The following is a 24,421-nucleotide window of genomic DNA, read 5'->3' as shown; positions in this document are numbered from 1 at the left end:
CCTTGTTTACTCTTTTTCAATTTTTTGAGATATATAAACCATCGTCAAAGTTACAAACACATAGGCTTGAATACTCCCAATAAATACAGAAAAACCTTGCCAGACAAGTTCTAGTGGAATTGCTGGTATAAAAGAAGCTATTCCAAATGACCTACCAAATTCGTAAATCAATTTCAAAAGAACTTCACCAGAATAGATATTACCGTACAATCGAAGAGCCAGTGTCAAAAAGTTTGTAAATTCTTCAAGGACACTCAAAGGTAGTAAAAACGGTATTGGGCTCAAATAAGTATTTTTAAAATACCCCTTAAATCCAAACTTCTTAACACCCAAGAAATGTGCCAAAAGCAAAACCATAAAAGCAAGAACCATTGTAGTCATAGCATCCGCTGTCGGACTTCTAATGTAATCAATATTGTTTACATTAACTTGCAGCATCAACCCTAACTGGTTAGACACAAATATGAAAGAGAACAATGTAAAAATCAACAGTCCGAACTGACTTCCCTCTTTGTTGGGCATTGTACTCTTAATAATACCGTTGGTAAAATCGATAATCCATTCAAGAACGTTTTGCCTTCCTGTAGGTTTCAGTTGTATTCTTCTCGACAACCAAAACATAGTAAAAAACACGATTATTGCTGTAAGCAATCCCGGTAGATCATTGCTAATGTTGAAAGGAATTCCAAAGATTTCTTGAACATATGCTCCCTCATTCACCAAGTCTCACCTCTTTTCTTCTTGATGGCATGACTCATCAAATTTAGAAAAATATGTGCAAAAGCCTAACAAGAAGCGCCTTTGAATACACAAAAAATGATACCACCATTTGAGAAAAAACACAAAATGTTTTTAAAAAACAGGTAAGCGTTTTCCTATATGATATAATAACTTTTTATAGCTGTTTACATATCAAATTTATTCTTTTAATATCCAAAAATCGCAAATGATTGTGTAATTATTATCAAGGATTGCAAGTGTTTTTTTAATTCAGAAAAGGTAACAATATATTTTAGCCACCTGATTTTCAAAAATTGGTTGCACTCAATATAAATATATTTTTTTTTGCACTAAAAATTTTGTTTTTAAAATTACTGATTTTAATATAAAAAAGCATAATATTGCTTCTAAAAAAAGTCACAATATCATGCCCTTTATACAAAAAACCAACTTCTCATTTTTTGAAATTATTTTGTTCCAAACAAACGATCACCTGCATCACCAAGCCCTGGGACAATATATCCATTCTCGTCCAAATGATCATCTAAAGCCGCAGCAAAAATGTCAATATCTGGATGTGCTTCTCGCAATGCCTTGACTCCTTCTGGTGCAGCCACTAGGCAGACAAACTTAATCGTCACAGCTCCACGTTTTTTTAATGCATCAACAGCCATTATTGCAGACCCACCAGTTGCCAACATTGGATCGACTACAAAGATTTCTCGACTTTCCATATTTTCAGGCATCTTAACAAAATACTCGACTGGTTTCAAAGTCTCCTCATCACGATACATTCCAACATGTCCAACCTTAGCAGCTGGTATTAATTCAAGAATCCCATCAACCATTCCTAAGCCTGCACGCAAAATAGGTACAATCACAACTTTTTTCCCTGCCAAACTTTTTTTGGTGGTGACTGTAATTGGTGTTTCAACCTCAACATCTTCTAGCGGCATATCTCTAGAAACTTCATAAGCCATCAATTCTGCAATCTCATTAACAACTTCACGGAATTCACGTGTTCCGCAATTTTTGTCACGGATAATTGTTAATTTATGTTGAATCAGCGGATGATCAAGTACTTCAAATTTTCCCAATATAGACACTCCTTCTTTATTCTTAATTATTTTAGCGGAAAAAAAACAATTTGGCTAGCTTATTTCATCTGAAATTAATCTGTAAAAAATTGATCCCCTGCCGCTTTCTTTAATCGATTCATATAAGCTTTACCTAATCCAATTTCAGGAAATGCCGCAGCTAAAATCCACTTCACATCAGCCTGATCATCAAAATAACGCAATCCCGCAAAAAGATTGTGACTGGCACTTTTAACATCTGTACCCAAATTAAAAAATTTACAATTCTCAGGTAAAAGGGATTCTTCTTCTTTTGAAGCCAATACCCCGATAACAGTCGATTGTTTCTTTGCCCAAATCAATGCTTTTTCCCATTTATTTTTTTCCACTATTAAAACTTGAGCACTCGGAGCATAATGCTTATATTTCATTCCAGGTGCCTTTGGAACTTCATTTGCCCCCACTTTATGTTGATCTGTAATTATTTTTTTTTGCAAAACATTTTCTATTTCTTCAAAAGTCACAGCACCAGGTCTTAAAATAGCTGGAATGTCAGTTGACATATCAATAATAGTTGATTCTACTCCTACTTTTGTCGGACCATCGTTAACTATTCCTGCAATTTTCCCTTCTAAATCGTGATAAACATGTTCAGCGGTAGTAGGGCTTGGTTTTCCAGATGAATTTGCAGAGGGGCCCACAATTGGTACATCAGCCAGCTCAATTAACTTCCGAGTTACATCATTTTTAGGCATTCTAAATGCAGCAGTTTCAAGTCCTCCAGTAACCACTTTTGACAGTGAACCCGGATTAATTTTTAATATAATAGTTAGCGAACCCGGCCAAAAACTTTCAATTAACTTTTTGGCATCCAAACTAATATCTGTCACAAATCGTTGAACCATTTCAAAAGACGAAACTGTTACTATTAAGGGATTGTCAGATGGCCGTCCTTTCGCCAAATATACCCTTTTTACTGCCAATTCATTGGTAGCGTCCGCACCTAATCCATAAACAGTCTCGGTAGGAAACGCAATTAACTCACCTTTAGTAAGCTCATCTGCCGCTTTAGCAAGATCCTTTGGCTCATAAATTTTCGTGATTAACATTTTTTTCTCCTTTTTTTAAGACAACTTTTACCATGCGATCATTTTCATAAAAATCTTTTTTTAATTCCACCTGTCCAATCCCCTTAAACAAATCAACAACTTGCTTACCTTGCTTAAATCCAATTTCGAGGTACAAAGAACCATCTTCACGCAAATATTTGGGAAGCTCTTGCGCAATTTTACGATAAAAGTAAAGGCCATCTTCTTCGGCAAATAATGCCTTTTTTGGTTCATGTTCAATAACTGATTTGTCCATCAAACTTATCTCTGAATAAGCAATGTAGGGCGGATTAGAAACAATTACATCGTATTTATCCTTCAGTTTAGCAAATAAATCACTTTGAACTATATCAACATTTGCAAGAAGGGCTTCAGAATTTTTTTGAGCAACTAAAAGTGCTTTTTGAGAAATATCTGAAATAGTTACATCCCAATTTGGTTGTTCCAACTTGAGTGATATTCCAATTGCTCCAGTACCAGTACCAATATCAACAACTTTTTTTTGTCTAATTCCATTAGCTTCATCTTTCAAAATCCACTCTACTAATTCCTCTGTTTCAGGCCGAGGAATTAGCGTATCTTCGGTAACTTCAAATCTATGTCCAAAAAAAATCGTATGCCCAATAATGTATTGCGGTGGCCAATCTTCAAGGTACATTTCAAGTGAACTTTTAAACCTCGAAAATTCGCTATCTGTTAACTTCATACGTTGGTTTTGCAGTAATTGTAACTCATTCCAATTTCTAAGGTTTAGCAAAAACATCTGTATTACATTTTTTGTTTCATAATCGTTTTTTCCAATAAAAGAAAAAGCCCATTTCTGGGCCTCAAAAAAGCTAATCTCAGTCATTTTGTAGATTCTCCAAAGCCTTAGTCTGATCAAATAAAATCAAAGCGTCAATTACATCCTCCAACTCACCGTTCATAATTCTATCTAACTTATTCAACGTTAAGCCAATTCGATGATCTGTTACTCTATTTTGTGGATAATTATATGTTCTAATTCTTTCTGAACGATCGCCAGTCCCGACTGCAGACTTACGTGTTTGATCATATTCATTTTGTTCTTTTGATGAATAATAATCATAAACACGTGCTTTTAAAATTTTCATTGCTTTTTCACGGTTTTGCTGTTGTGAACGTTGATCTTGCATTGCAACAACAATTCCGGTTGGCAAGTGAGTCATTCGAACCGCAGATGAAGTCTTATTGATATGCTGTCCACCAGCACCGGATGAGCGATAGACATCAACTCTGATATCTTTTGGATCCAAATCAATTTCAACATCTTCTTCTTCTGGCATTACAACCACAGTAGCAGTAGATGTATGCACCCGCCCAGCTGATTCAGTGACCGGTACTCGTTGCACACGATGTGCACCACTTTCATATTTTAATTTTGAATAAACGCTGTTACCATTAATCAAAAGTGCAAGTTCTTTAAAACCTCCAACTTCGGTAACATTTTTATCCAGAACCTCGATTGTCCATCCTTCTTTTTCAGCAAATTTTGAGTACATACCAAACAAGTCTGCAGCAAATAAGCTAGCTTCATCTCCACCAGCAGCCCCTCTAATTTCCATAATAATATTCTTATCATCATTAGGATCCTTCGGAAGTAAGAGAATTTTTATCTCACTTTCTAAATTCTCTTTTTCAACTTTTGCAGCTGCTAATTCTTCCTTAACCATTGATGCCATTTCATCATCAAGTTTTTCACCTAACATTTCTTCATCATCTTTGATTGTCTTAGTTACATTTTTATATTGATTATATTTCTCAACTGTTTCTCTTAAGTCTGCCATTTCTTTTGAAAGACTCGTGAATTTTCTTGTATCACTTATAATATCGGGATCGGATAATAATTCACCCAATTCCTCGTAGCGATCTTCAAGAGATTGCAAGCGATCAAACAAATCATTCATTAAAAATAAACCTCCATTTTTCCATATAGTATAGTTTTTTAGTCTAGCGGTGGATTTAAATAATGTTTTCGACAAACCGGATAATATGCTTCATTACCGCCAATTAAAATCTGTTCGCCATCATAGACAGGTTTTCCATTGTGCATTCTTAAATTCATAATAGCCTTTTTTGCACAGAACCAACAAATTGTCTTCATTTCCTCAATTTTATCAGCATATAGTAAAAGATACTTGGAACCTTCAAATAATTCATTTCGAAAATCATTTTTCAATCCAAAGGCCATTACCGGAATACCCAATTTATCAACAATTTTTGCCAATTCCTTAATATGATGCTGTCGCAAGAACTGTGCTTCATCAATCAATACACAGGATAATTCTTGTTTTATACTCAATATTTTCTCATAAACATTAGTTGTATCGTAAATAGGCAACGCCTTTCTTTTCAGTCCCATTCGACTTGTGATAAATCCAATCTCATCTCGATTATCAACAGCACTTGTCATAATCACAACTGTCTTATCTTGTTCTTCATAATTATGTGCAACCTTTAATATTTCAATACTCTTACCACTATTCATTGCACCATAACGAAAAAACAATTGTGCCATGATTATCAACTCCAAATTTAGACTTTCCTATTAATTATATATGATTCTTTTTCAAATTTCACTATTCATCTATCCATTGCTTTGTATTTTCTTTTAAATTAACCTTTTATCTGACAGTCACTTAACCTTTTAACTTCGTTTTATGATATTATTTTCTTTGTAATTAACAAAAAAACTAGAATCACACATGATTACTAAATGTAGTTTTTTTGGAATGGAGGAACTATAATGTCACTCAAAAGTTCAGCGGCGATTATTGCGGGACGAACATCCTATTGGTTTTTACACAATTTTTTACATGGAGGAACTTCATTACCGGGAAAAATTACATTAACAATTGATCCCGATGTTCTTCAAAATCTTGCAAAAGACTACGAAACTGTCCTCATAACTGGGACAAATGGGAAAACTTTGACAACTGCTTTGACCGTAAAAGTACTTAATTCAAAGTATTCAAGTGTTTTAACAAATCCAAGCGGTTCAAATATGAAACAAGGAATTGTTACAGCATTTCTAACTTCACATAAAAATAAAAATGGGAAAAAACTGGCTATACTTGAAACTGATGAAGCAAATGTTGAACTTGTAACACGTTACGTCAAACCAAAAGTATTTGTATTAACTAATATTTTTCGTGATCAAATGGATCGTTACGGTGAAATTTATACAACATATGCTAAAATTCTTGCGGGAATAAGACTTGAGCCAACTGCAACAATTATTGCTAATGGAGATGCTCCAATTTTTAACAGCATTTCATTGCCTAACCCTACTATCTATTATGGTATTGATGCTGTTCCTGATAAAGAACAACTTGCATTGCCTAACACAGACGGATTACTTTGTCCAAAGTGTCAACATATTTTGCACTATAAAAAAATATCCTATGCCAATTTAGGGAAATATTATTGCCCAAATTGTGATTTTAAAAGACCTGAACTCGATTTTTATGTTTCAAAAATAAGCAAACAAACACCACAAAGTTCAGAATTTATCATTGGCAATACTGTATTTAATTTACACATTGGTGGTAACTATAATATTTACAATGCACTTGCAGCATATAGCATTGGTCGTTTTTTTGACGTTGATGACGAGCAAATTGCTCAAACATTGAATGACAAAGACGAAAAAGTGTTTGGTCGCCAAGAGGTCATTAAAATAGATGATAAAGAATTAACACTAATTTTAGTAAAAAATCCAGTTGGACTAGATCAAGTACTTGAAATGATTAAAACTGACACTCATCCTTTTTCACTAGCAGTCTTGTTAAATGCAAATTATGCTGATGGAATTGACACCAGCTGGATTTGGGATGGGCGCTTTGAAAATCTTCCATTTTCGAATATTCCTGTAGTTCTAGCAGGTGGTGAACGTTATCGTGATATTGCATTTCGTTTAAAAGTTGCCGGTGTAACGCAAGAACAATTTCTTGAACGTGAAAGTCTTTCGGATGTTCTTACATCAATAAAAAAAATTCCCACAAAAAAAGTATATGTTTTGGCAACTTACACAGCCGTTTTACAATTACGTAAATTATTAGCAAGCCAAGGTTATATCAAGGAGGGAATGGAATAATGGAATTTAAATTACATGTTGCCCACCTTTATGGTGATCTCTTGAATACCTATGGTGATATTGGCAATATTCTTGTTCTTGAATACTATGCAAAACAGATGAATGTTGAATTAACCTCAGAAATCGTCAGTCTTAATCAACCATTTAATGAAAAAAACTTTGATTTAGCATTTTTTGGTGGCGGTCAAGATTATGAACAAGTCATCGTTTCAAAGGACATTCAAAATAAAAAAAACTCTTTGACCTCTTTTATCGAACATAACGGTCCGATGCTTGCAATTTGTGGAGGTTATCAGCTTTTGGGAGAATATTATATTGGAGCCAAAGGAGAAAAAATTCCTGGAATAAGTGCTTTGCCACATTATACAAAAAGTCAAAATAATAATCGCTTTATTGGTAATATTGTCATCAAAAACACAGAAACAGAACACACATATCATGGATTTGAAAATCACAACGGTATTACTTATCTAGGACAAGGTGAACGCCCATTAGGTGTAGTACTTAGTGGCCATGGTAATAATGGAACAGACAAATCTGAAGGAGCAATCTACAAAAATATCTTTTGCTCTTATTTTCACGGACCAATTCTTGCACGCAATGGTGAACTAGCAAAAAGGCTATTACTTTTGGCTTTGAAAAGAAAATATCCAAATGCGGATTTCTCTCAACAAGAACAATTAGAGATCAAACCTACCTATTAATAAACTTCTTGATATAAAAATACCAAGCCAATACAATCTATGGTTTGGTATTTTTGTATAGTTATCCTTAATCATTAAGTTTTTTCTACGCTTTATCCCCAGGCTCAGAAATTATCAAAATCAGATTACCTTCAAATTTCCACTCCTTTACATCGAAAGGTAGAATGAAGTGATTGCCCTTTTTAATCACATATTCCTTATTATCAACTATCACTTTCCCGTTACCTTCCAAAACAGAAAATAGTGTGTATGGTGCTTTCTTTCGTATATCTGTATACTGTCCTTTAAGCAACTCCAATTTATAAACACTAAAAAAATCTGTTTGTACAAAAGTTGTTAATTCTGCATTGTCTTTTTTAATTTTCTTAATATCTAAATTTGGATCGATATGAGGTACATTTGTCACATCAATCGATTGTTGTATATGAAGTTCTCTTTTTTCCCCAGTTTTTGCATCAACACGATCAAAATCATAAACACGATAAGTTGTATCACTACTTTGTTGGGTCTCCAAGACCATTACACCCTTACCAATTGCATGAATTGTTCCGCTTGGTACATACAAAAAATCTCCAGCTTTAACTGGAACATGGCGCAATAATTTGTCCCATTTTTCATTTTTTATCATATCTGCTAGTTCTTCACGAGACTTAGCATAATGCCCATAAATCATTTCAGAATCCTTATCCGCTGCAATCACGTACCAACATTCTGTCTTTCCTAATTCATGCTCATGTTTCATCGCATATTTATCGTCTGGATGAACTTGCACAGAAAGAGCTGCTTTAGCATCCAAAATTTTTGTCAACAATGGAAAAACTTCTCCTTTTGCATTTCCAAATACCTCACGATGTTCATTCCATAGTTCATTGAGTTTATACCCTTTAAACTCACCATTAGCAATAGTTGCTGGCCCATGTAAATGTGCAGATATTGCCCAACATTCTCCCGTGTGGTCACTTGGAATTTGATATCCAAATTCCGTTGAAAGTCTATTTCCACCCCAGATTTTTTCCTGAAAAGCAGGTTCTAAAAAAAGTGGTTCTTTTGCCATAATTGTTGCCCCTCTCTTTTTTTGGTCTCGCTTACATTATATATCTTTTTCCCTCAAATATTCAGCAATAATTTGATCACGGCGTAATAAAAATTCATTATTTGGAGTAACTGGGTGAACTCTATTGGTCAATACAATAAGTGCATCTTTTTGTAATAAATCTATTAGTAGAAATGTTCCAGTATAACCCGTATGATATATACATTTTTGGTCAAATCGATTGATTCGTAAATCCCATCCATATGTTCTCCCTAGATTTTTTGTAGGTGTTTGATCCTTTAATAACTCATTTAAAATATTAGACTTAAAATAATTATGCGTCGTTCGTTCATTTATCATCCACCTTGAAAATGAAACTAGGTCTTGCATGGGCATAAACAGCCCCGCCGAACCACATCGATCACCTAAAATATATGCTTTGGGATCGTGAACTACTCCTTGGATTAATCCTCGCTCAAGCGTAATTTCAGTAGGGACACACTCTTCTTTTTTAGGAGAGAACGAACTACTATCTAATAATAATGGTTGCAAAACAACTTGTTCAATAACTTTTTGAACCGGCATTCCATAGATACTTTCAATTACTTGGCCCAAAAAAAGCATACCAATATCCGTATAGACGACTTCTTTTTCAAAAGTTGGTCCAACATGTAGTGTATATAGAGCTTTCAAAAGTTCTTCTTTACCTAACTTATTTCGATTTTTTATATACCCACTAATTCCAGAGGTATGCGTTAGTAAGTGCCTAATTGTGACCCGATTATCAAAAAAAGCCGGTAAAAATTTAATAATCAAATCATCAAATTTGAGCACCCCACTATCAACTAGTTTTAAAATAACAGTAGTCGTTCCTACAACTTTTGTTAGTGATGCGATATCATATTTTAATTGTGCTGTTAATTTAACCCTATTAGGGACAAGTTGGCGCTCTCCAAAAAATTCACTCTGTTTTTTTTCATGTTGAATCATCGTATATGAAACTCCTGGTACTATCTTGCTATCAACAAGTTCATGCAATAATTGTGCTGTTTTTGGATTCATCATTTTATCGACTTCTTTTTATTTACATTTACAATCTTAAAATTTCCATTCTCATAATCAACTTGACTTACTCGTGCGTTCTTTAGTAAAAAAAGTGGAACATCCCCACTTAGGTTTTCAATAAATAAAGAAAGAATCAATGCATGAGCTACTATTAAGACATTCACATTTTTTCCATTATATTGTTTTCCAATTGTAGACAAAGTTCTCTCAATTCTAATATTTAACTGGTCAGCATCCTCAATTTGTGCACCTTCATCCATCTTACTAAACAAATTGGCGACAGCAGTTACTCTTTTTTTTGCTAAAGCAGCCTTAACAATTTGTTTTATTCCCAACTTTTTGATTGCACTAGGAACCATGTGGCGATTTTTCATTTCTTCGAAGTTACCGAAACTAATTTCTCTAAGGCCAGGTTCACGAATAATCTTTGGCTTTGCTTCTAGGTTTTCACTCAAAATTATTCTTGCTGTTTCTTGTGTCCTTTTTAAATCACTCACATAAGCTCCAGCAAATTTAATATCTTGCAACTGTTTTCCCAACTTGCTAGCTTTTATCATTCCTTTGTTAGTTAGCGGTGAATCAGTAATCCCTTGAAGCCGATGATGCCTATTTAATTGTGTCTGCCCATGTCTAACTAAATAAAAATGTACTGTCATAATTCACCTTCATTCAAAGAAATTCTTAAGTTAGTTCAATTATACCAAAAATACTGCTACAATTAAGTTAAATAACTAAGGAGAATGATAAAAATGGCAAGTAATTCTGATTCTATTTTTAATTTGCTATCTTATTTAAAAAGACACCAAGCTAACTGCCAAATATTGAATAATCCATATAATAATGTTGTTAGACTTTCTATTCCAAACGAAACACCAATTGCGGATACTAATATATATTTCCCAGCTAATCAGCTAATGGTTAATCGTTTAACTGATGACTTTGTTGCGCAACACGGCAATCTACTAGACTTTTATCTTGATTTAGGACAAATAAATAACCCTTACTTTATTGAAGTTTGGGTTACTACTACGTATGTCACAAAAATTCAGAGATATTTTCTAGAACTTTCGTTTGAATAAGTTTTTCTCAACGATGTAATTTAAATGGAACAAATTTTAGCACTATTAGAAAATTAAGTAATACTAAGCCTGCTGTCACTAAAAAAACTCCTTGATAATCGAATACACTTGAGACAAGTGAACCAATCAAAGGGCCCACAACCCCACCAGTTGCTTGAAAAGATTGATTATAGCTAAAAATCCTTCCAAAAGCTTCACTTGGTACATCTACAGTCAAAATTGTCTGCACCGCCGGTAACATAGCTGCGCTAGAAAGGCCTAATGCAAAACGCAAAACACCTAACTGCAGCGGACTTGTGACAAAAAACATAGGGACAAAAACTATTGCTGTTACTAATAATCCGAATAATAAAACCCTTTCCGGTTTTGTTTTATCCATTAATCGGCCAATCCTTGAAGCAACTAATAGCGTTCCAAAGCCTGGCATTGCAGCAACCACACCACTAATTAAAGAAATATTTCCTTGACCGTGCATTAACTGTCTTACAAATAAACTAATAATGGGTGAGATTGACATTAATGATGATTGAACAAGCAATGTTGTCAAAAACATTGTAACGATTAATCCTTTATTATCTAACTCTGCAAAAATTTTTTTCATTGGCTTCATTTTTTTTGCAGGAATCGCAACAAAATGTTCCTTAGCATAAATATAAGTTAATACGAACACAGTTGCCATCAAAAAACCAGTAATAAAAAATGTAATTCGATATCCTAATGTTCCAGCGATTAACCCACCAAACAAGGGGCCTAACAAAGTACCAGTAACATTTGCAGTCATCAAATTTCCCATTACCTGTCCACTACGTTCATGTGGGGTTTCTCCTGCCATTAAAGCAGTTGCATTATTAATATAACCTGAAAAAGCACCCTGTAAAAATCTCAATAAAATAACAATCCAGACACTTTGCGCAGTTCCAATTAAAAATATTGTGCAAGCCATTACTCCTGAAGCACGAAGGCACATCAACTTACGGCCTTTTTGATCTGCTAAACTTCCCCAAAAAGGAGAAACAATTGCCTGTGAAAAATATGTAATCGAAAACGCAACTCCAGAATATATATTTAGTTGCCACGTCGAAAAACTCCCCAATGTATCTATATACAATGAGATAAATGGCATTGTCATTGAATAACCTAACGCTGTAATAAAACACCCAAACCAAAGTGTCAGGAAACTTCTTTTCCAAACTCGTTTATCATTTGTAGTGGTACCTTCCATACAAAATTCAGCTCCTTATAAATTAAACAATTACAATGTTAACACTTGAACTTCCTTTAGCCTACAAAATTATGATACCTAGCAGCAAAAACTAATTATCGAAAGTCCAGAATTTTCTAATAATAATATTATTTGCTTTTGTCGTTAAAATCCAAATATAGTTAAACACACCCTAAAAAATTTATTTGGAAACCAAAAAAGAAACTACAGCCAAAATGTAATTTTTAACTCAGTTCCTTTATTGTTTGCACATGCTTTTTTTCATACTGGTAAATAGTTAGAGATAATCCTATCTATTCTTATAATAAAAATTTGTTGTCGTTAGCTAATTAATCATCCAAGTCACGTTCAATATCTAGGCCATATATATTACTAACTGGTTCATCCTTATCAACCGGATGAACCACTAAAATAGTTGTTGCACCTTTTTCACTAACATATCCTGCAAAACTTGCCACTTCTTCGACGCGATATGCTAGGCCATCTGAGTTATAGATATACTGCCCGGAAACAGGCATGTTTTCAAAATATACCTTGTTCATACGATAGTATTCATTTTCTCCATCATGCATTACAAGAACAACCTTAAACATACACACTTCACCTCTCACAGTCTATAAATACAGTTAAATTTTATCTAATATAGTAATTATATCATTTATAAATTCAAATACATGTTATAAATATCTAATTAGTTACCTTATTCATCTCATTTACTACTTACTCATTTTACATTAATCAATAAGAATATTATTAATTTCAAAAAGATTGTTAACTGTATAACTAGCTTTGTACTTCACCAAATTTTTGTTGTTTTTTGGATTAAACCAAATTGTATCAATACCTGCATTGATTCCTCCTAAAACATCAGATGTCAGTGAATCACCTATGATTAAAGAATTTTGTGGTTTACTACCTTCAATATTTTCAAAAACAAAATCAAAAAAATTTTTATTTGGTTTTTGAAATCCGACCTCTTCAGAAATAAATATTTGAGAAAAAAATTGAGCAAAGTGTGAATCTGCTAATCGCGGTATTTGAACACGCTTAATTCCATTGGTAACAACGTATAAGTCATAACCATAATTTTTTAAATCCGTTAACAATTTTCTTGCACCTTCAATTTCTTGGTGCCCTTTTGAAAGATAGGTAAGGTATTTCCTACTAATTTTTTCATTATCAACAACAAGGTTAAATTCGTTATTAAAAAAATCTGCAAAACGCGTTCCTAATAGTTGCTCCCTTGAAATCTTACCTTGTTCAAGTTTCTTCCACAGTCCTTGATTAAATATTCGAAAATCTTCTTTAATATGCTCATTTAAATTAATTCCATCTATTTCAGAAAAAAGTCGTTCTAACGCTTGATTCTCTGTCGCTTTAAAGTCTAACAATGTATCGTCAATGTCAAATAATATAGTCTGATATTTTTTAGTCAAAGTCCATTCCTCCATAATTAGTTCAATTATAACAATAATCAAGGTTTATGTATTCGTAAAAAAACATTATAATTAATAAAAATCTAAATCAAAAAGGATATTTTATATGGCAATTTTTAATTATTCATTTGAAATTTCTCAAAATCATCTAGATGTAAATCTAAAAAATCTCAATCCAGAATTTATAAGTGTTGCATATACGAATCATTCATTATCTTTTTTTAAAACAACACTTTCAACTGCTATTTTGCAAAAAAACAAGACAAATGTTAGAACAGTAATTCATGTACCAGCTTCCGCATTTTCTTCTGCTGAGCTAAACAAACTTATGATTACAATTAAACAATCCAACCTAGACTCCATGCTTATTTTATCTGGTGAAAAAAAATCCCAGATAAGCCAATTCTCCTCCAGTCTCAAGCTGACTCTATTCATGCATAAAAAATTTCCGAATCTAAATATTCTATGTGCTTGTCATCCAGAAGCCATAATTTCAGAGAAATCATTAGCACAAGAACTTTTATTGATGAAAAAAAAAGAACTTGCCGGATGTAGTCTATTTATATCACAAATTTTTTTTGATTCCGCCTTATTTAAAAAATTTGTACTTCGTTGCAGAGCTTTTGGCATCAAATCACGTATCAAAGCTGGCATAATGCCTATTACCACTTTCAATCAAGTTTCTTTCATTAAAAACACACTACAATTGCACCTTCCCGCTGAATTCAGCTTTGCCACTGAGGCAAGTCAACTTAGAACTGTCGGAATTAATTTCGCTATAAATCAGATAAATGGTTTAATGCTCCAAAAAATAACTGATTTTCATTTTTTTGCAACTGAAGACTATAACGTTGTTGAATCTATACTCAAAGGAGTATCATAATCAACGTTGAAAATAATATTTTTAGGAGTGATAAAATGTGTGACAAAATTGAAAAACTCAAAGTACCAAATCTTTCTTCTAAGCTACGTGCTGACATTGTTGAGACACCCAGAATAATTCGTAACGCATCAGGAATCAGTTTATTTGGCAAGAAAATTAAAAGCATTATTTATACAACAGATGTTGCTGTAATTGCAAATTGCAATGCTGATGCTGTATTAGTCGTTTATCCATGGACGCCAAACACCAGAATTTTAGATGCAGTTTCGACTGTTTCAAACATTCCTATACTCGCCGGTATTGGAGGAGGTTTAACTAAAGGTATAAGATCAGCAGTTGTAGGATTTTTTGCTGAAGAAAGTGGTGCACAAGCTGTTGTCTTAAATGCACCAACTCCCATAGAGACCATAAAAAGTGTAAAAAAAGCCGTTGATGTTCCAATTATTTATACCATAGTAAATTCACATGTCGATTTAAAAGAGCGTATTGAAGCTGGGGTCAAAGCTTTTAACATTGCTGGTGGTAAAGATACAGCACTTCTAGTAACTTGGACTAGAAATGAGTTAAAACGACTTAACTTAGACCCGGATTTTCCAATTATTGCCTCTGGTGGTAAAACAGATGAACAGATTCTCAAAACAATCCAGGCTGGAGCAAATGCAATTTCATTTACTGCTTATGGTATTACAGAAGCGACATTCCAAAAGAAAATGGAACAGTATCGTCGTGAGAACTAAAAAAGACTACCTTTGCATTCTTACCACCCACGAAAAAGGTAAGCTAGCACAAGATAGTCAAAAACAGTGTTTAAACATTGTCTTTTGCCTTAACTAAAAGACAACTGCATTGTACGTTATTCCAATATGTTTGGCAAATTTTTCGAACAGCTAGTAAAAGATACACAAAACTCTGCTTTTTTAGATATGGAATTAATTCATATCCAAAAAGCAGAATCAGAAGTATTTTATCTCCCGATTCTGCAATACCAAACCAATATCATCATCAACAGAATTAACATCTAATCTGTATAAATTTACTCTATTAAGTCGGCTCTACTAACGTTTTAATATAAATAATAAATTTTAGAATTATAGTGAAATTAGGAAGGGGTTAAGACCTCCTCTATAAGAAAAACAAAGGCAAGTCACCTACTTGCTAGGAGATATAAGATCACTTCCTTTCAGTTACTAAAGCAACATACTATTGGAAATGTACTCAATATCTCACCTCCTTAAAAAGAAGATAGCTTTACACCCATATTTTACCACTAAAACTGATTATTACTAGCTAAAACTAGTCTTCATGTTCAATTATATCTTCAGTGATATCATCATACATAACATTATCAATTCGATAAGAATCACGCACATCAATTTTTGAAACTTTCATATCTGGTTTCAGTAAAAAACTTTTTCCATTAGAATGCTTAATTGAACTATTCCCCGGATTATAGCTAGTAACGACAACGATATGTCCTTTACCCTTTGCTTTTTCCCCTTCAGCATTCTTGCCATTTGTTGTTCCTACATATACACATGGATTAGTTTCATTACCAACCATTAATCCCAAATCTTTAAGTACACGTTCCATCTTAAATCCTTCTTCCACCTTTAAATTGACGAAGGCGTCATACCGTTGTACGACGCCTTCTAACTAAGCTAATTATATTAAATTGTTCCGAAAATTTTATTACATGAACCAAAATTAAATTCTAACTTTCAAAGTGTTATCCCAACCTCTATAACACAATTACAACTCTATAGTTGCGCCTTTTAACATGAAAGATCACCAAACCTAAAAACGATCTATAAATTAAATAACGCTTAATGTACATTCATTGTATCACAATTAACAAGAAATTGGTAGTCAACTAATCTATACGGATTTAAAACCATTAGGAAACATAAAAAGGATTAGCAATTATCAGCTTAACATCAGGCTTATTTTGAAAACTTCCCACAACTTCCACTCTAAATTCTCCACTCTTTAGTGGTAAGGAAACTTTGTAACTCCGAAGTTGTTCAGTAACCTTAATTTCCTCAATACATTCTTCGTTTTGAAGTAATCGCAACTTAGTAGGCTTAACCATGAAATTTCCGTTCAAGTTATTGCTTGTTTCTCCCAATTCAACATCGACTTCATACATACCTGGATTAAGTAACGACCCCATCTGAAAAAATCTAGAATTCGAATGTGCTTTCACTTGGATAGAACAGGTTGGACCAAGTGTAACATAAAAATTTCCCTGCCGAATACTTTGTTTTATTTGACTCGAACTAATTTCTTCTAATCCAATATAGTTTATTGCTACATTGTCTTCAACTTTTTTAGGGCGATGCCAATCTCTTCCGCTACTACACGAAATATGTCGACCTTCTTTTAATAAATCACTCCAAAGCTTGTAAGCCTGCTCATTATACAACTGATTCTGTGGAGAATTACCATTAAAAATCTCAATAAAATCAACTTTATCCCAATTTCGTACAAGAAAATCCCAATGACATCCCGTACAAATTGGACTGCCCAGTTTAAACGGATGTGCAACTCCTATCAAACCATCTGCCATCTTAATTTTATTAATCCAACTATCAATATCATCCGGTTTGGCAATACTCCAATCGATAATTTCATTTGCTCCTAAGACAAGCATATGTCCGTAATAAGTTGTCCATTCAATAGACCCTTTAAAAATAAATGGACGTTTTCCATACATACAATTTCCTTTAAGTTCGTCATATGCACTTGTCGTATTATGATCAGAAATGCTTAAAATATCGTAACCAAATTCTTGTGCATTATTGACTAACTCCATAGTAGTCTGTTGAGCATCACTGTGTGTCGTATGTGTGTGCCACTCAATGCTATAGTACCTCATAAAACTTGGGTCACCTCGCTAACTACTAATTGCACAGAAATTTTTTGAGAAGCAACACAATGCTGATGCAAATTAATTTTCCATTTGCCCACCAAATCACCAATTGCATTATATCCTAAAGACGAAGAATTCTTTTTGATTTTAATAAGTTGCTCAGAACTTTTATAATGATGATTACCTATATATTGCCCATCCTTACTTAATGAGCAGGTAAGTAGATTTTTTAACGGTAATGTCTTGACTATCGTTGATTCATCATAATCATATTCATTATCAAGCAATTCTTTTTCAATCAATTTTCTAGCAAGCGACTCTTCAACATCTTGTGGTGAAAATCGTAGCTCGATGATTAATTCATCCACTTCTTTTTCAATTTCAAAGAAAAATGGAATATTCGTTTTATCGTCTACAGGGGTCAATTCAAAATTCCATTGCTTTAATTCTTGCAACATTTTATCTCCACTTTTCCTTACGCATATTAACAATGATATAAACAACTGCAGAAAGACTACATAGTAAAAACAAAATTACAGATAAAGCTGCCGCCTGATTGTAATTCATATTTTCGTTGAACTCTCGATATAAAACTACGCCCAACATTTGTGGATTATTTGCACCCATCAAGAATGGTGTAGTAAAGGCTCCAACATTGCTCATAAATACAAAGGCTCCTGCAATAAAAATTTGTTTATACGTACTCGGCAAAATTATATCCTTAAGTAAAGTCATTTTTTTTGCCCCAATATCACGTGCACTTTCTATAGATGCATCCTTAATTGATGACAGGCTCGCTAAAAGTAGTAATGTCGCAAATGGAATATTAAACCATAAATTCATAGAAATTAGTCCCTTTGCTGCGTACAACATATTAGGGTTATACTGAATTCCAAACTTCAAAGCAATGCGACTCAAAACGCCACCATTACGAACAACCATCATAAATGAGTACACGGCGACAAGTCCTGGTATAAATTGTGGTAAAACAGTTAACGCTACCACAGCTTTACTAATTTTATTTTGGTTGAATCTAATATAAAGAGCCAGAATAAAACCAAGAATTAATGACAAAAGGACTGTTGCAATTGACACAAACAAAGTATAACCAATATTGAAAAGTTGAATCTTATTAGTTAAAAAATATTGATAATTGGCTATTGTGAAATGTGATGTTGTTGAATCTTGAAATGATAGTTGTATTGAAGTCACAATCGGATACGCGATCAACAGCAGGATTAGTAAAAAAGCTGGTGTCACATAGATATATGGAATGATTGCTTTTCTCAAACCTCTGCTTTCATTCATAGTTATTTAACTCCATTTCCAATTTCTGAAGTCCATTTTTGATTCATGTCATTTGACAAATCACCAATACTTGAGAAACGGAAATCCTTAGCACTAAGATTCTTAAGATATTTTAGGTTGCTTGATGTAATTTCTTTTTCGTTAATTACAGGAATTGCTGCCATTGTATTAACAAGAATATTTTGAGCTTTCTTTGTCAACATGAAATTCATCACAGCCTCAGCACCCTTTTTATTCGATCCAATCGATGGAATAACCAAACTATCCAAGTTACCTGTAAGTGCTGGAGAAATTTGTGTCATTTTAATAGTCTTTGGCAATGTTCCACTTTGTAAAGCAATTGTTGTCATATCTTGCCATGCTGGAATCATTTCAACCTGTCCGTTAGTTAGTAAATCCATTGTTCCTTGGTTTTTATTTGGATAAACTACCTTGCCACCTGATTTATACATATATGAATCAAGTGATTTTAACAAGTTAAATCCTTTATCCCATTTAGCTTCCCACTTCTTGTCACTAGATGTCAATGCTGATTTAGGAAGGTAATTATAAAGTGCTGTCTGTACAAATGATGATCCTGCCCCACCTGAATCAGGTGTATTGTATGCAAATTTGCCTGGATGCTTCTTTATCCATGCATAAAGCTGTTTAGCAGTTTTAGGTGGATTCTTTACTTTGGAAGAATCATAAGCTAAAACAACGGTAGTTCCTCGATATGGTAGCAAGTATCCCTGTCCTGCCCCAACAGTTGCTTTATCATTTTTAATATTAGGTATTGCTGACTTGTCGTATTTCAAGAAAATATCTTTTCCACCCAATTGTGTATATCCAGAATATTCTGCATCTGAAGCAAGTATTAAATCATAATCTGTTTTTTTCTGGCCTGCCTTTTTGGCAGCAACCAATCGGTCTTGCAAACTTGCAGCACTAGTTCCTGACATGATAAATTCCAAATTTAATTTATATTTTTTACCTTCTGGACTTGCATTAAAGGCACTTACAATTTTTGTCATTCCGTCTTTAACATTTTGGGAACCACCTGCCCACAAAGTAACATTTGTTTGTTTTACTGTCTTTGTGCTAGACTCGCTTGTTGCTTTTTTGTTACTCGTAGAATTACTACAGCCTGCCAATGATGCAAAAATTGCTAACCCCGCTGTAAAAATTGCAGCTTTCTTAATAAATTTCATTTTATTTCTCCTTTTCAAAACTCAGCTTTTTTGTAATTTTAAATACAATTTTAGATCCTACTGTATATTTTTCTATTACTTCTTTTGAACCAAAAAGTATAATTGTTTCACTCGCAACTGTTACAAACAATTGAGTGTAATGTCCCATTTGCGTTAAGCTTTGAATGACACCATCAAAAGTTTCTGAATTATTTTCATTCACTGAAACAAACTCTGTGTCTTCAGGACGAAATGCAATAATTCTGTTTTCTTGATTCAAAAAGTTCATCTGACCAATAAATGAGGCTATATAAATATCAGCTGGACTATTATAAATTTCACTTGGCGTCCCAACTTGAACAATTTCGCCTTTTTTCATAACAGCAATCCGAGTTGAAAGCATCATCGCCTCTTCTTGATCATGTGTAACAAAAATTGTTGTAATTTTTAGTTTTTGTTGAATCTTTTTTAATTCTTCTCGCATTTGTACTCTAATTTTTGCATCTAAGGCTGAATATGGCTCATCTAACAATAGTATTTCTGGTTCCAAAACCAATGCTCTTCCAATTGCAACACGCTGTTGTTGTCCTCCAGAAAGTTGTTGAGGATACTTCTGCGCCATTGCTGAAATGCCTAACATCTCAAGCATATCTGCTATCTTATTTTTGCGCTCATCTTTTGGAATTTTACGCAACTTCAACCCAAATTCAAGATTTTCAAATACTGTCATTCGCTCCCAAAGATTGTAACCTTGGAAAACCATGATTGTCGGACGTTTTTCAGGTGGAAGAGTCGTTATATCTTGATTATCAATACTGATGCTTCCTTCAGTTACACTCTCAAAGCCACCAATTGACCTTAACAGTGTACTTTTACCACAGCCAGAAGGTCCCAATAATGTTAAGATTTCACCTGCTTGAACTTCCAAGTTAATATCCTGAATACCATCACCATTATCATACTTTTTTGAAACATTTTTAATTTCTAACTTTATTGTCACTAGTTTGTCACGTCCTTACTTTACAAACAATTGCTGTAATATTGATTTTTTCCCCAAAAATTTATAGCAAATCCACAAAATTAATATTGCAGGAACAATTAGGAGAATTGCAAAAATTGCTCCAACCATCGGAGATTGATCTAAAATAATGCCATACATCGATGTTGCCATTGTCTTTATTTGTGGAAAACCAACAAGTAATGTTCCTTGAGATTCATCCAACGCTCCTAAAAATGTGTACATGGCCGCGACGATGATTGCTGGCAAAGCACTAGGAAAAGTTATTTTAAAAAATGTTCTGATTGGTCCTGCACCAACATCACGAGCTGCTTCTTCTTGTTGTTTATATACATTTTGAAAGGCTCCAATTGGAATCCAGATCATAAAGATCATGGTATTCAATACATTGATCAGAACTACGCCAGTTAATGTGCCCATTAACTGTAACTTGTAAAAAATAATTCCGATTGCTGTGTAAAGCCCTATCTTAGGAAATGCATTCGACAATAAAAATGAAAATAAGAACCAAGATCTTCCTTTAAACTCATATCGAGCGATTGCATAGGCTGCCGGCAAACAAATTATCATTGAAACGATTGTTGCTAAAATAGCAATTAAAAAGGAATTGAAGAATGCTTGCAATAAATCACCTTGAGAAAAAACATTTTTCCACCAAGTAAACCCAAAAGCTGATGGAATAATGTGTGGTGCTTGATATTGGGTTGCAAAAGCCAACATAATCGTATTAAGCAAGGGACCATACATAAAAAATGTAAAAATAAATAAAATACTAAAATTCAAAATAAATTTTCTTCTACTCATTTTCTTTTGTCCCTTCTAAAAAAATTTCATAATCATGTGCAGCTAAAGTGGTAATATTATCAAATCCATAGCTTTCAAGATAGCGAACTGTCAATAAATCTTCTGCAGTCCAAACTGATATTTTTAATCCAGAAACTTTTAAAAGCTCTAAATTAAGTGGATGTAATAATCGATAAGGAATATTAATCCATACCGCTCCTTCGTCCTTTGCCTGAATCAGAGCACTCTCAAAGAAATCTCGATCTTGCAATAAACGCTCAAAAGTACTATTGGGTAAAATAGTGTCAATATTTCTCCAAAGCTTTTCCCCAAATTCCAATTGATCAGCTTTAGTTGCAGCCCCTGTGAAGATAAGTCGTTGTTGCAATTCAAATTTTGTTGCCATTTTCATTACCTCTGTTGCAATCCCCACGTCCTTTAAATCACAGTTGATTAGGCATTGGCTTGTACTCTTTTGAATATCGATGAATGCATCCTCCAAAGTCAAAGGTGCTGTCATGGTATAATCATGACTCAATATCAAAGTAGTATCCGCAGCTCTTCTAACATCAATCTCAAGTGCATCTATCGACCATTTTGTCGCAGTTCTTAGATAGTTAAGACTATTACTAATTAACCCATCACTACCTGAATGTGCGGTAATAATTACAATCACTCCCTTTTATTAACTCGTACGTACGAATGTTAATTATAATTAGCTAATGTAAATTATTAGGCCATATTGCAGTAATTTTTTTGTAAATATATAATTTACCAAATATTTATAAAATTATTTTATTTAATCACAATTACTTGATCTCCAAAAACAATCACTTTAAAACTGAACTTAGTTTTTTGGTTATCTAGCTGACTATGTAGAAATAACCTTGCAGAACTTAAAAACCCCCGTCTAATAATGTCGTTACGAAAATTACTTCTTATAGTTTCGTTTTTTCATCTATATTAAAATAATTTTATATGGCATCAGTTATTTTTATTTTATTTTTTTAAATAAACACATACAACAAAAAGGACTAAGCCACAATATAGCTGACTTAGTCCTTACTCAATTCATTCTATGTTAATAAGTTTTACTAATTAAATACCCTTTTCTTGTTTCATTCTAACAACATCAAATTATAAATAATTATCCGTCTCATTCAAAAGATTCTAGTATAGCCCAGAAATTTGACCATCATCGCTCAATTCCATACCATTTGCTGCTGGAGTCTTAGGTAATCCTGGCATAGTCAAAACATTACCAGTAAGCGCCACAATAAACTGCGCTCCTAATTTTGGAACAAATTCCCGGACATGAATTGTAAAATCTGAAGGTGCTCCTAATTTTTTTGCATCATCTGATAAAGAATACTGTGTTTTAGCCATACATACTGGCAAGTGGTCCCATCCTAATTCAGCGAATTGTTTAAGTTGGCGTTTAGCTTTTGGACCATATTCTACTTTTGAACCACCATAAATGTCGGTAACAATTTTTTCGATTTTAGTTTGAATGCTATCTTCTACCTCATAGAGTGGTTTAAATTCAGTAGTTTTATCGCAAGAAGACACGACTGCTTTTGCTAAATCCAAGGCTCCTTCTCCACCATTTGCCCAAACATTTGCAACAAACGCCTCTGTCTCATCATTGGCACATAATTTTTGTAAAGTTATTAACTCGTTTTCTGTATCCGAAGTAAACTGATTAATTGCAACTACAACAGGTACATTATATTGTTTCATATTATTAATATGTTTCCTTAAATTGACGTAGCCTTTGGTCAAAGCTTCTATATTTTCTTGTTCAAGATTATCTTTTTTCAACCCACCATGCATTTTTAAAGCGCGAATCGTTGCAACAATAACAATTGTGTCTGGTGTTTTCCCCAATACAGGCGTTTTAATATCTAGAAATTTTTCTGCACCTAAGTCAGCACCAAATCCAGCTTCCGTTATTGTATAATCAGCTAATTTCAAGGCAGTCTGTGTAGCAATCACACTATTACAACCATGAGCAATATTTGCAAATGGCCCTCCATGAACAATTGCAGGCGTGTGGGCTAATGTCTGAACTAAATTGGGCTTAATCGCATCTTTTAATAATAAAGCAATTGCACCTGTAACCCCCAACTGTGTAACAGTAACAGGTTCCCGTGTTGCCGTATATCCAATAACAATATTACCAATACGACGCTTTAAATCCGCAATATCTTTTGCAAGACATAAAATCGCCATTAACTCACTTGCAACTGTAATATCAAATCCATCTTCTCGAGGGATTCCTTGAGAAATTCCTCCAAGACCAATTACAACATGCCGTAAAGCACGATCATTTATATCCAAAACTCTCTTCCAAATAATTCGCCGTTGATCAATGCCCAGAGTATTCCCTTGATATATATGATTATCAATTAGTGCAGCTAATGTATTATTTGCTGTTGTTAATGCATGCATGTCCCCAGTAAAATGAAGATTAATATCCTCCATTGGAACAACTTGCGAATAACCACCACCAGTTGCTCCACCTTTCATCCCCATCACTGGCCCCAAAGAAGGCTCACGAAGCGCAATTATTGCTTTTTTACCAAGCAAGCTCAGTCCATCACCTAATCCAACGGTTACCGTAGATTTCCCCTCCCCAGCAGGAGTAGGATTAATTGCCGTAACTAAAATTAATTTCCCTTTAGTTTTCTTATTGGCAGCAACTGGAAGTTTGATTTTTGCTTTATAGTCTCCATACTGATCAATATCCGTAGGCTTCAACCCAACTTTTGCAGCAATTTCGGTAATTTTCACAATCTCAGCTTGTTGTGCAATTTCAATATCTTTCAATGAG

The 24,421-nt window shown here is 33.7% G+C and carries 26 protein-coding genes; 5 read left to right on the top strand and 21 right to left on the bottom strand.

Annotated elements, in window-relative coordinates; translation table 11 throughout:
* Positions 1-6 precede the first annotated feature (6 nt).
* The 6 genes from atpB to FC80_RS04985 all read right to left on the bottom strand — a co-directional run bounded on the left by atpB (position 7) and on the right by FC80_RS04985 (position 5,441).
* Entirely contained in the window at positions 7-720 is a 714-nt protein-coding gene (atpB, locus tag FC80_RS05010) for a F0F1 ATP synthase subunit A (RefSeq protein ID WP_057829037.1), read from the bottom strand.
* Between the two features lie 467 nt (positions 721-1,187).
* Complete coding sequence (upp, locus tag FC80_RS05005; RefSeq protein WP_057829036.1) at positions 1,188-1,817, bottom strand: uracil phosphoribosyltransferase; 630 nt, start codon at positions 1,815-1,817, stop codon at positions 1,188-1,190.
* 74 nt (positions 1,818-1,891) lie between these two features.
* A complete protein-coding gene (locus FC80_RS05000; RefSeq protein ID WP_057829035.1) occupies positions 1,892-2,905 on the bottom strand; it encodes an L-threonylcarbamoyladenylate synthase in 1,014 nt (337 codons plus the stop codon).
* A complete protein-coding gene (gene prmC, locus FC80_RS04995) occupies positions 2,883-3,755 on the bottom strand; it encodes a peptide chain release factor N(5)-glutamine methyltransferase (protein WP_057829034.1) in 873 nt (290 codons plus the stop codon). Before prmC ends, FC80_RS05000 begins: the two co-directional genes overlap by 23 nt.
* A complete protein-coding gene (gene prfA, locus FC80_RS04990) occupies positions 3,748-4,830 on the bottom strand; it encodes a peptide chain release factor 1 (RefSeq protein ID WP_057829033.1) in 1,083 nt (360 codons plus the stop codon). Before prfA ends, prmC begins: the two co-directional genes overlap by 8 nt.
* A gap of 38 nt (positions 4,831-4,868) precedes the next feature.
* Positions 4,869-5,441, bottom strand: coding sequence for a thymidine kinase (locus tag FC80_RS04985; RefSeq protein WP_057829032.1), 573 nt, complete (start codon positions 5,439-5,441; stop codon positions 4,869-4,871).
* A gap of 228 nt (positions 5,442-5,669) precedes the next feature.
* Here FC80_RS04985 and FC80_RS04980 point away from each other — a divergent pair, with 228 nt between their 5' ends.
* Together FC80_RS04980 and FC80_RS04975 are read left to right on the top strand one after the other, a co-directional pair.
* Positions 5,670-7,019 (top strand): Mur ligase family protein, encoded by a 1,350-nt coding sequence (locus FC80_RS04980; protein ID WP_057829031.1) that lies wholly within the window; start codon positions 5,670-5,672, stop codon positions 7,017-7,019.
* Positions 7,019-7,723 (top strand): type 1 glutamine amidotransferase, encoded by a 705-nt coding sequence (locus FC80_RS04975; protein ID WP_057829030.1) that lies wholly within the window; start codon positions 7,019-7,021, stop codon positions 7,721-7,723. Before FC80_RS04980 ends, FC80_RS04975 begins: the two co-directional genes overlap by 1 nt.
* 85 nt (positions 7,724-7,808) lie before the next feature.
* On the opposite strand, the gene manA is transcribed toward FC80_RS04975, so the two are convergent.
* Genes manA through FC80_RS04960 form a run of 3 tightly spaced genes read right to left on the bottom strand, consistent with a single transcriptional unit; the run spans position 7,809 to position 10,477 of the window.
* On the bottom strand, positions 7,809-8,777 hold the full coding sequence (gene manA / locus FC80_RS04970; RefSeq protein WP_057829029.1) for a mannose-6-phosphate isomerase, class I: 969 nt from the start codon (positions 8,775-8,777) through the stop codon (positions 7,809-7,811).
* Between the two features lie 36 nt (positions 8,778-8,813).
* Positions 8,814-9,818: a serine hydrolase domain-containing protein gene (locus FC80_RS04965; protein ID WP_057829346.1), complete on the bottom strand. Its 1,005-nt coding sequence runs from the start codon at positions 9,816-9,818 to the stop codon at positions 8,814-8,816.
* Positions 9,818-10,477, bottom strand: coding sequence for a histidine phosphatase family protein (locus FC80_RS04960; protein ID WP_057829028.1), 660 nt, complete (start codon positions 10,475-10,477; stop codon positions 9,818-9,820). The genes FC80_RS04965 and FC80_RS04960 overlap by 1 nt, the downstream gene beginning before the upstream one ends.
* A 93-nt stretch (positions 10,478-10,570) precedes the next feature.
* Here FC80_RS04960 and FC80_RS04955 point away from each other — a divergent pair, with 93 nt between their 5' ends.
* Positions 10,571-10,900 carry a hypothetical protein gene (locus FC80_RS04955; protein WP_057829027.1) on the top strand — a complete coding sequence of 110 codons (330 nt, stop codon included), beginning with the start codon at positions 10,571-10,573 and terminating at the stop codon, positions 10,898-10,900.
* 7 nt (positions 10,901-10,907) lie between these two features.
* Here the strand turns inward: FC80_RS04955 and FC80_RS04950 are convergent, their stop codons facing one another.
* From FC80_RS04950 to FC80_RS04940, 3 genes are all read right to left on the bottom strand, one after another.
* Positions 10,908-12,122: an MFS transporter gene (locus tag FC80_RS04950; RefSeq protein WP_057829026.1), complete on the bottom strand. Its 1,215-nt coding sequence runs from the start codon at positions 12,120-12,122 to the stop codon at positions 10,908-10,910.
* A 329-nt stretch (positions 12,123-12,451) separates the two neighbouring features.
* Complete coding sequence (locus tag FC80_RS04945; protein WP_057829025.1) at positions 12,452-12,715, bottom strand: hypothetical protein; 264 nt, start codon at positions 12,713-12,715, stop codon at positions 12,452-12,454.
* A 141-nt stretch (positions 12,716-12,856) separates the two neighbouring features.
* Complete coding sequence (locus FC80_RS04940; protein WP_057829024.1) at positions 12,857-13,558, bottom strand: YjjG family noncanonical pyrimidine nucleotidase; 702 nt, start codon at positions 13,556-13,558, stop codon at positions 12,857-12,859.
* Between the two features lie 106 nt (positions 13,559-13,664).
* Between FC80_RS04940 and FC80_RS04935 the strand changes: the two genes are divergently transcribed.
* Positions 13,665-14,441, top strand: coding sequence for a methylenetetrahydrofolate reductase (locus tag FC80_RS04935; protein ID WP_057829023.1), 777 nt, complete (start codon positions 13,665-13,667; stop codon positions 14,439-14,441).
* A gap of 35 nt (positions 14,442-14,476) precedes the next feature.
* Positions 14,477-15,178: a beta/alpha barrel domain-containing protein gene (locus FC80_RS04930; RefSeq protein ID WP_057829022.1), complete on the top strand. Its 702-nt coding sequence runs from the start codon at positions 14,477-14,479 to the stop codon at positions 15,176-15,178.
* Positions 15,179-15,734: 556 nt separating this feature from the next.
* Here the strand turns inward: FC80_RS04930 and FC80_RS04925 are convergent.
* The 9 genes from FC80_RS04925 to FC80_RS04885 form a co-directional block, all read right to left on the bottom strand.
* Entirely contained in the window at positions 15,735-16,031 is a 297-nt protein-coding gene (locus FC80_RS04925; RefSeq protein ID WP_057829021.1) for a hypothetical protein, read from the bottom strand.
* Between the two features lie 304 nt (positions 16,032-16,335).
* Positions 16,336-17,316: a CehA/McbA family metallohydrolase gene (locus tag FC80_RS04920; RefSeq protein WP_057829020.1), complete on the bottom strand. Its 981-nt coding sequence runs from the start codon at positions 17,314-17,316 to the stop codon at positions 16,336-16,338.
* Complete coding sequence (locus FC80_RS04915; protein ID WP_157055591.1) at positions 17,313-17,765, bottom strand: hypothetical protein; 453 nt, start codon at positions 17,763-17,765, stop codon at positions 17,313-17,315. Before FC80_RS04915 ends, FC80_RS04920 begins: the two co-directional genes overlap by 4 nt.
* Before the next feature lie 4 nt (positions 17,766-17,769).
* Positions 17,770-18,618, bottom strand: coding sequence for an ABC transporter permease (locus tag FC80_RS04910; RefSeq protein ID WP_057829018.1), 849 nt, complete (start codon positions 18,616-18,618; stop codon positions 17,770-17,772).
* 2 nt (positions 18,619-18,620) lie between these two features.
* Entirely contained in the window at positions 18,621-19,808 is a 1,188-nt protein-coding gene (locus tag FC80_RS04905) for an extracellular solute-binding protein (RefSeq protein WP_057829017.1), read from the bottom strand.
* 1 nt (position 19,809) lies between these two features.
* Positions 19,810-20,787, bottom strand: a complete 978-nt coding sequence (locus FC80_RS04900; RefSeq protein WP_057829016.1) for an ABC transporter ATP-binding protein — start codon at positions 20,785-20,787, stop codon at positions 19,810-19,812.
* A 15-nt stretch (positions 20,788-20,802) separates the two neighbouring features.
* On the bottom strand, positions 20,803-21,609 hold the full coding sequence (locus FC80_RS04895) for an ABC transporter permease (protein WP_057829015.1): 807 nt from the start codon (positions 21,607-21,609) through the stop codon (positions 20,803-20,805).
* Entirely contained in the window at positions 21,602-22,264 is a 663-nt protein-coding gene (locus FC80_RS04890) for a glycerophosphodiester phosphodiesterase (protein ID WP_057829014.1), read from the bottom strand. Before FC80_RS04890 ends, FC80_RS04895 begins: the two co-directional genes overlap by 8 nt.
* A 494-nt stretch (positions 22,265-22,758) precedes the next feature.
* Positions 22,759-24,417, bottom strand: a complete 1,659-nt coding sequence (locus FC80_RS04885; RefSeq protein ID WP_057829013.1) for a formate--tetrahydrofolate ligase — start codon at positions 24,415-24,417, stop codon at positions 22,759-22,761.
* Between the last annotated feature and the right edge of the window lie 4 nt (positions 24,418-24,421).

This window comes from Liquorilactobacillus cacaonum DSM 21116 (assembly GCF_001436735.1).
Taxonomy (GTDB): domain Bacteria; phylum Bacillota; class Bacilli; order Lactobacillales; family Lactobacillaceae; genus Liquorilactobacillus; species Liquorilactobacillus cacaonum.
The sequence above is the reverse complement of the archived record's forward strand: the minus strand, read 5'-3'. Positions and strand labels throughout refer to the sequence as shown.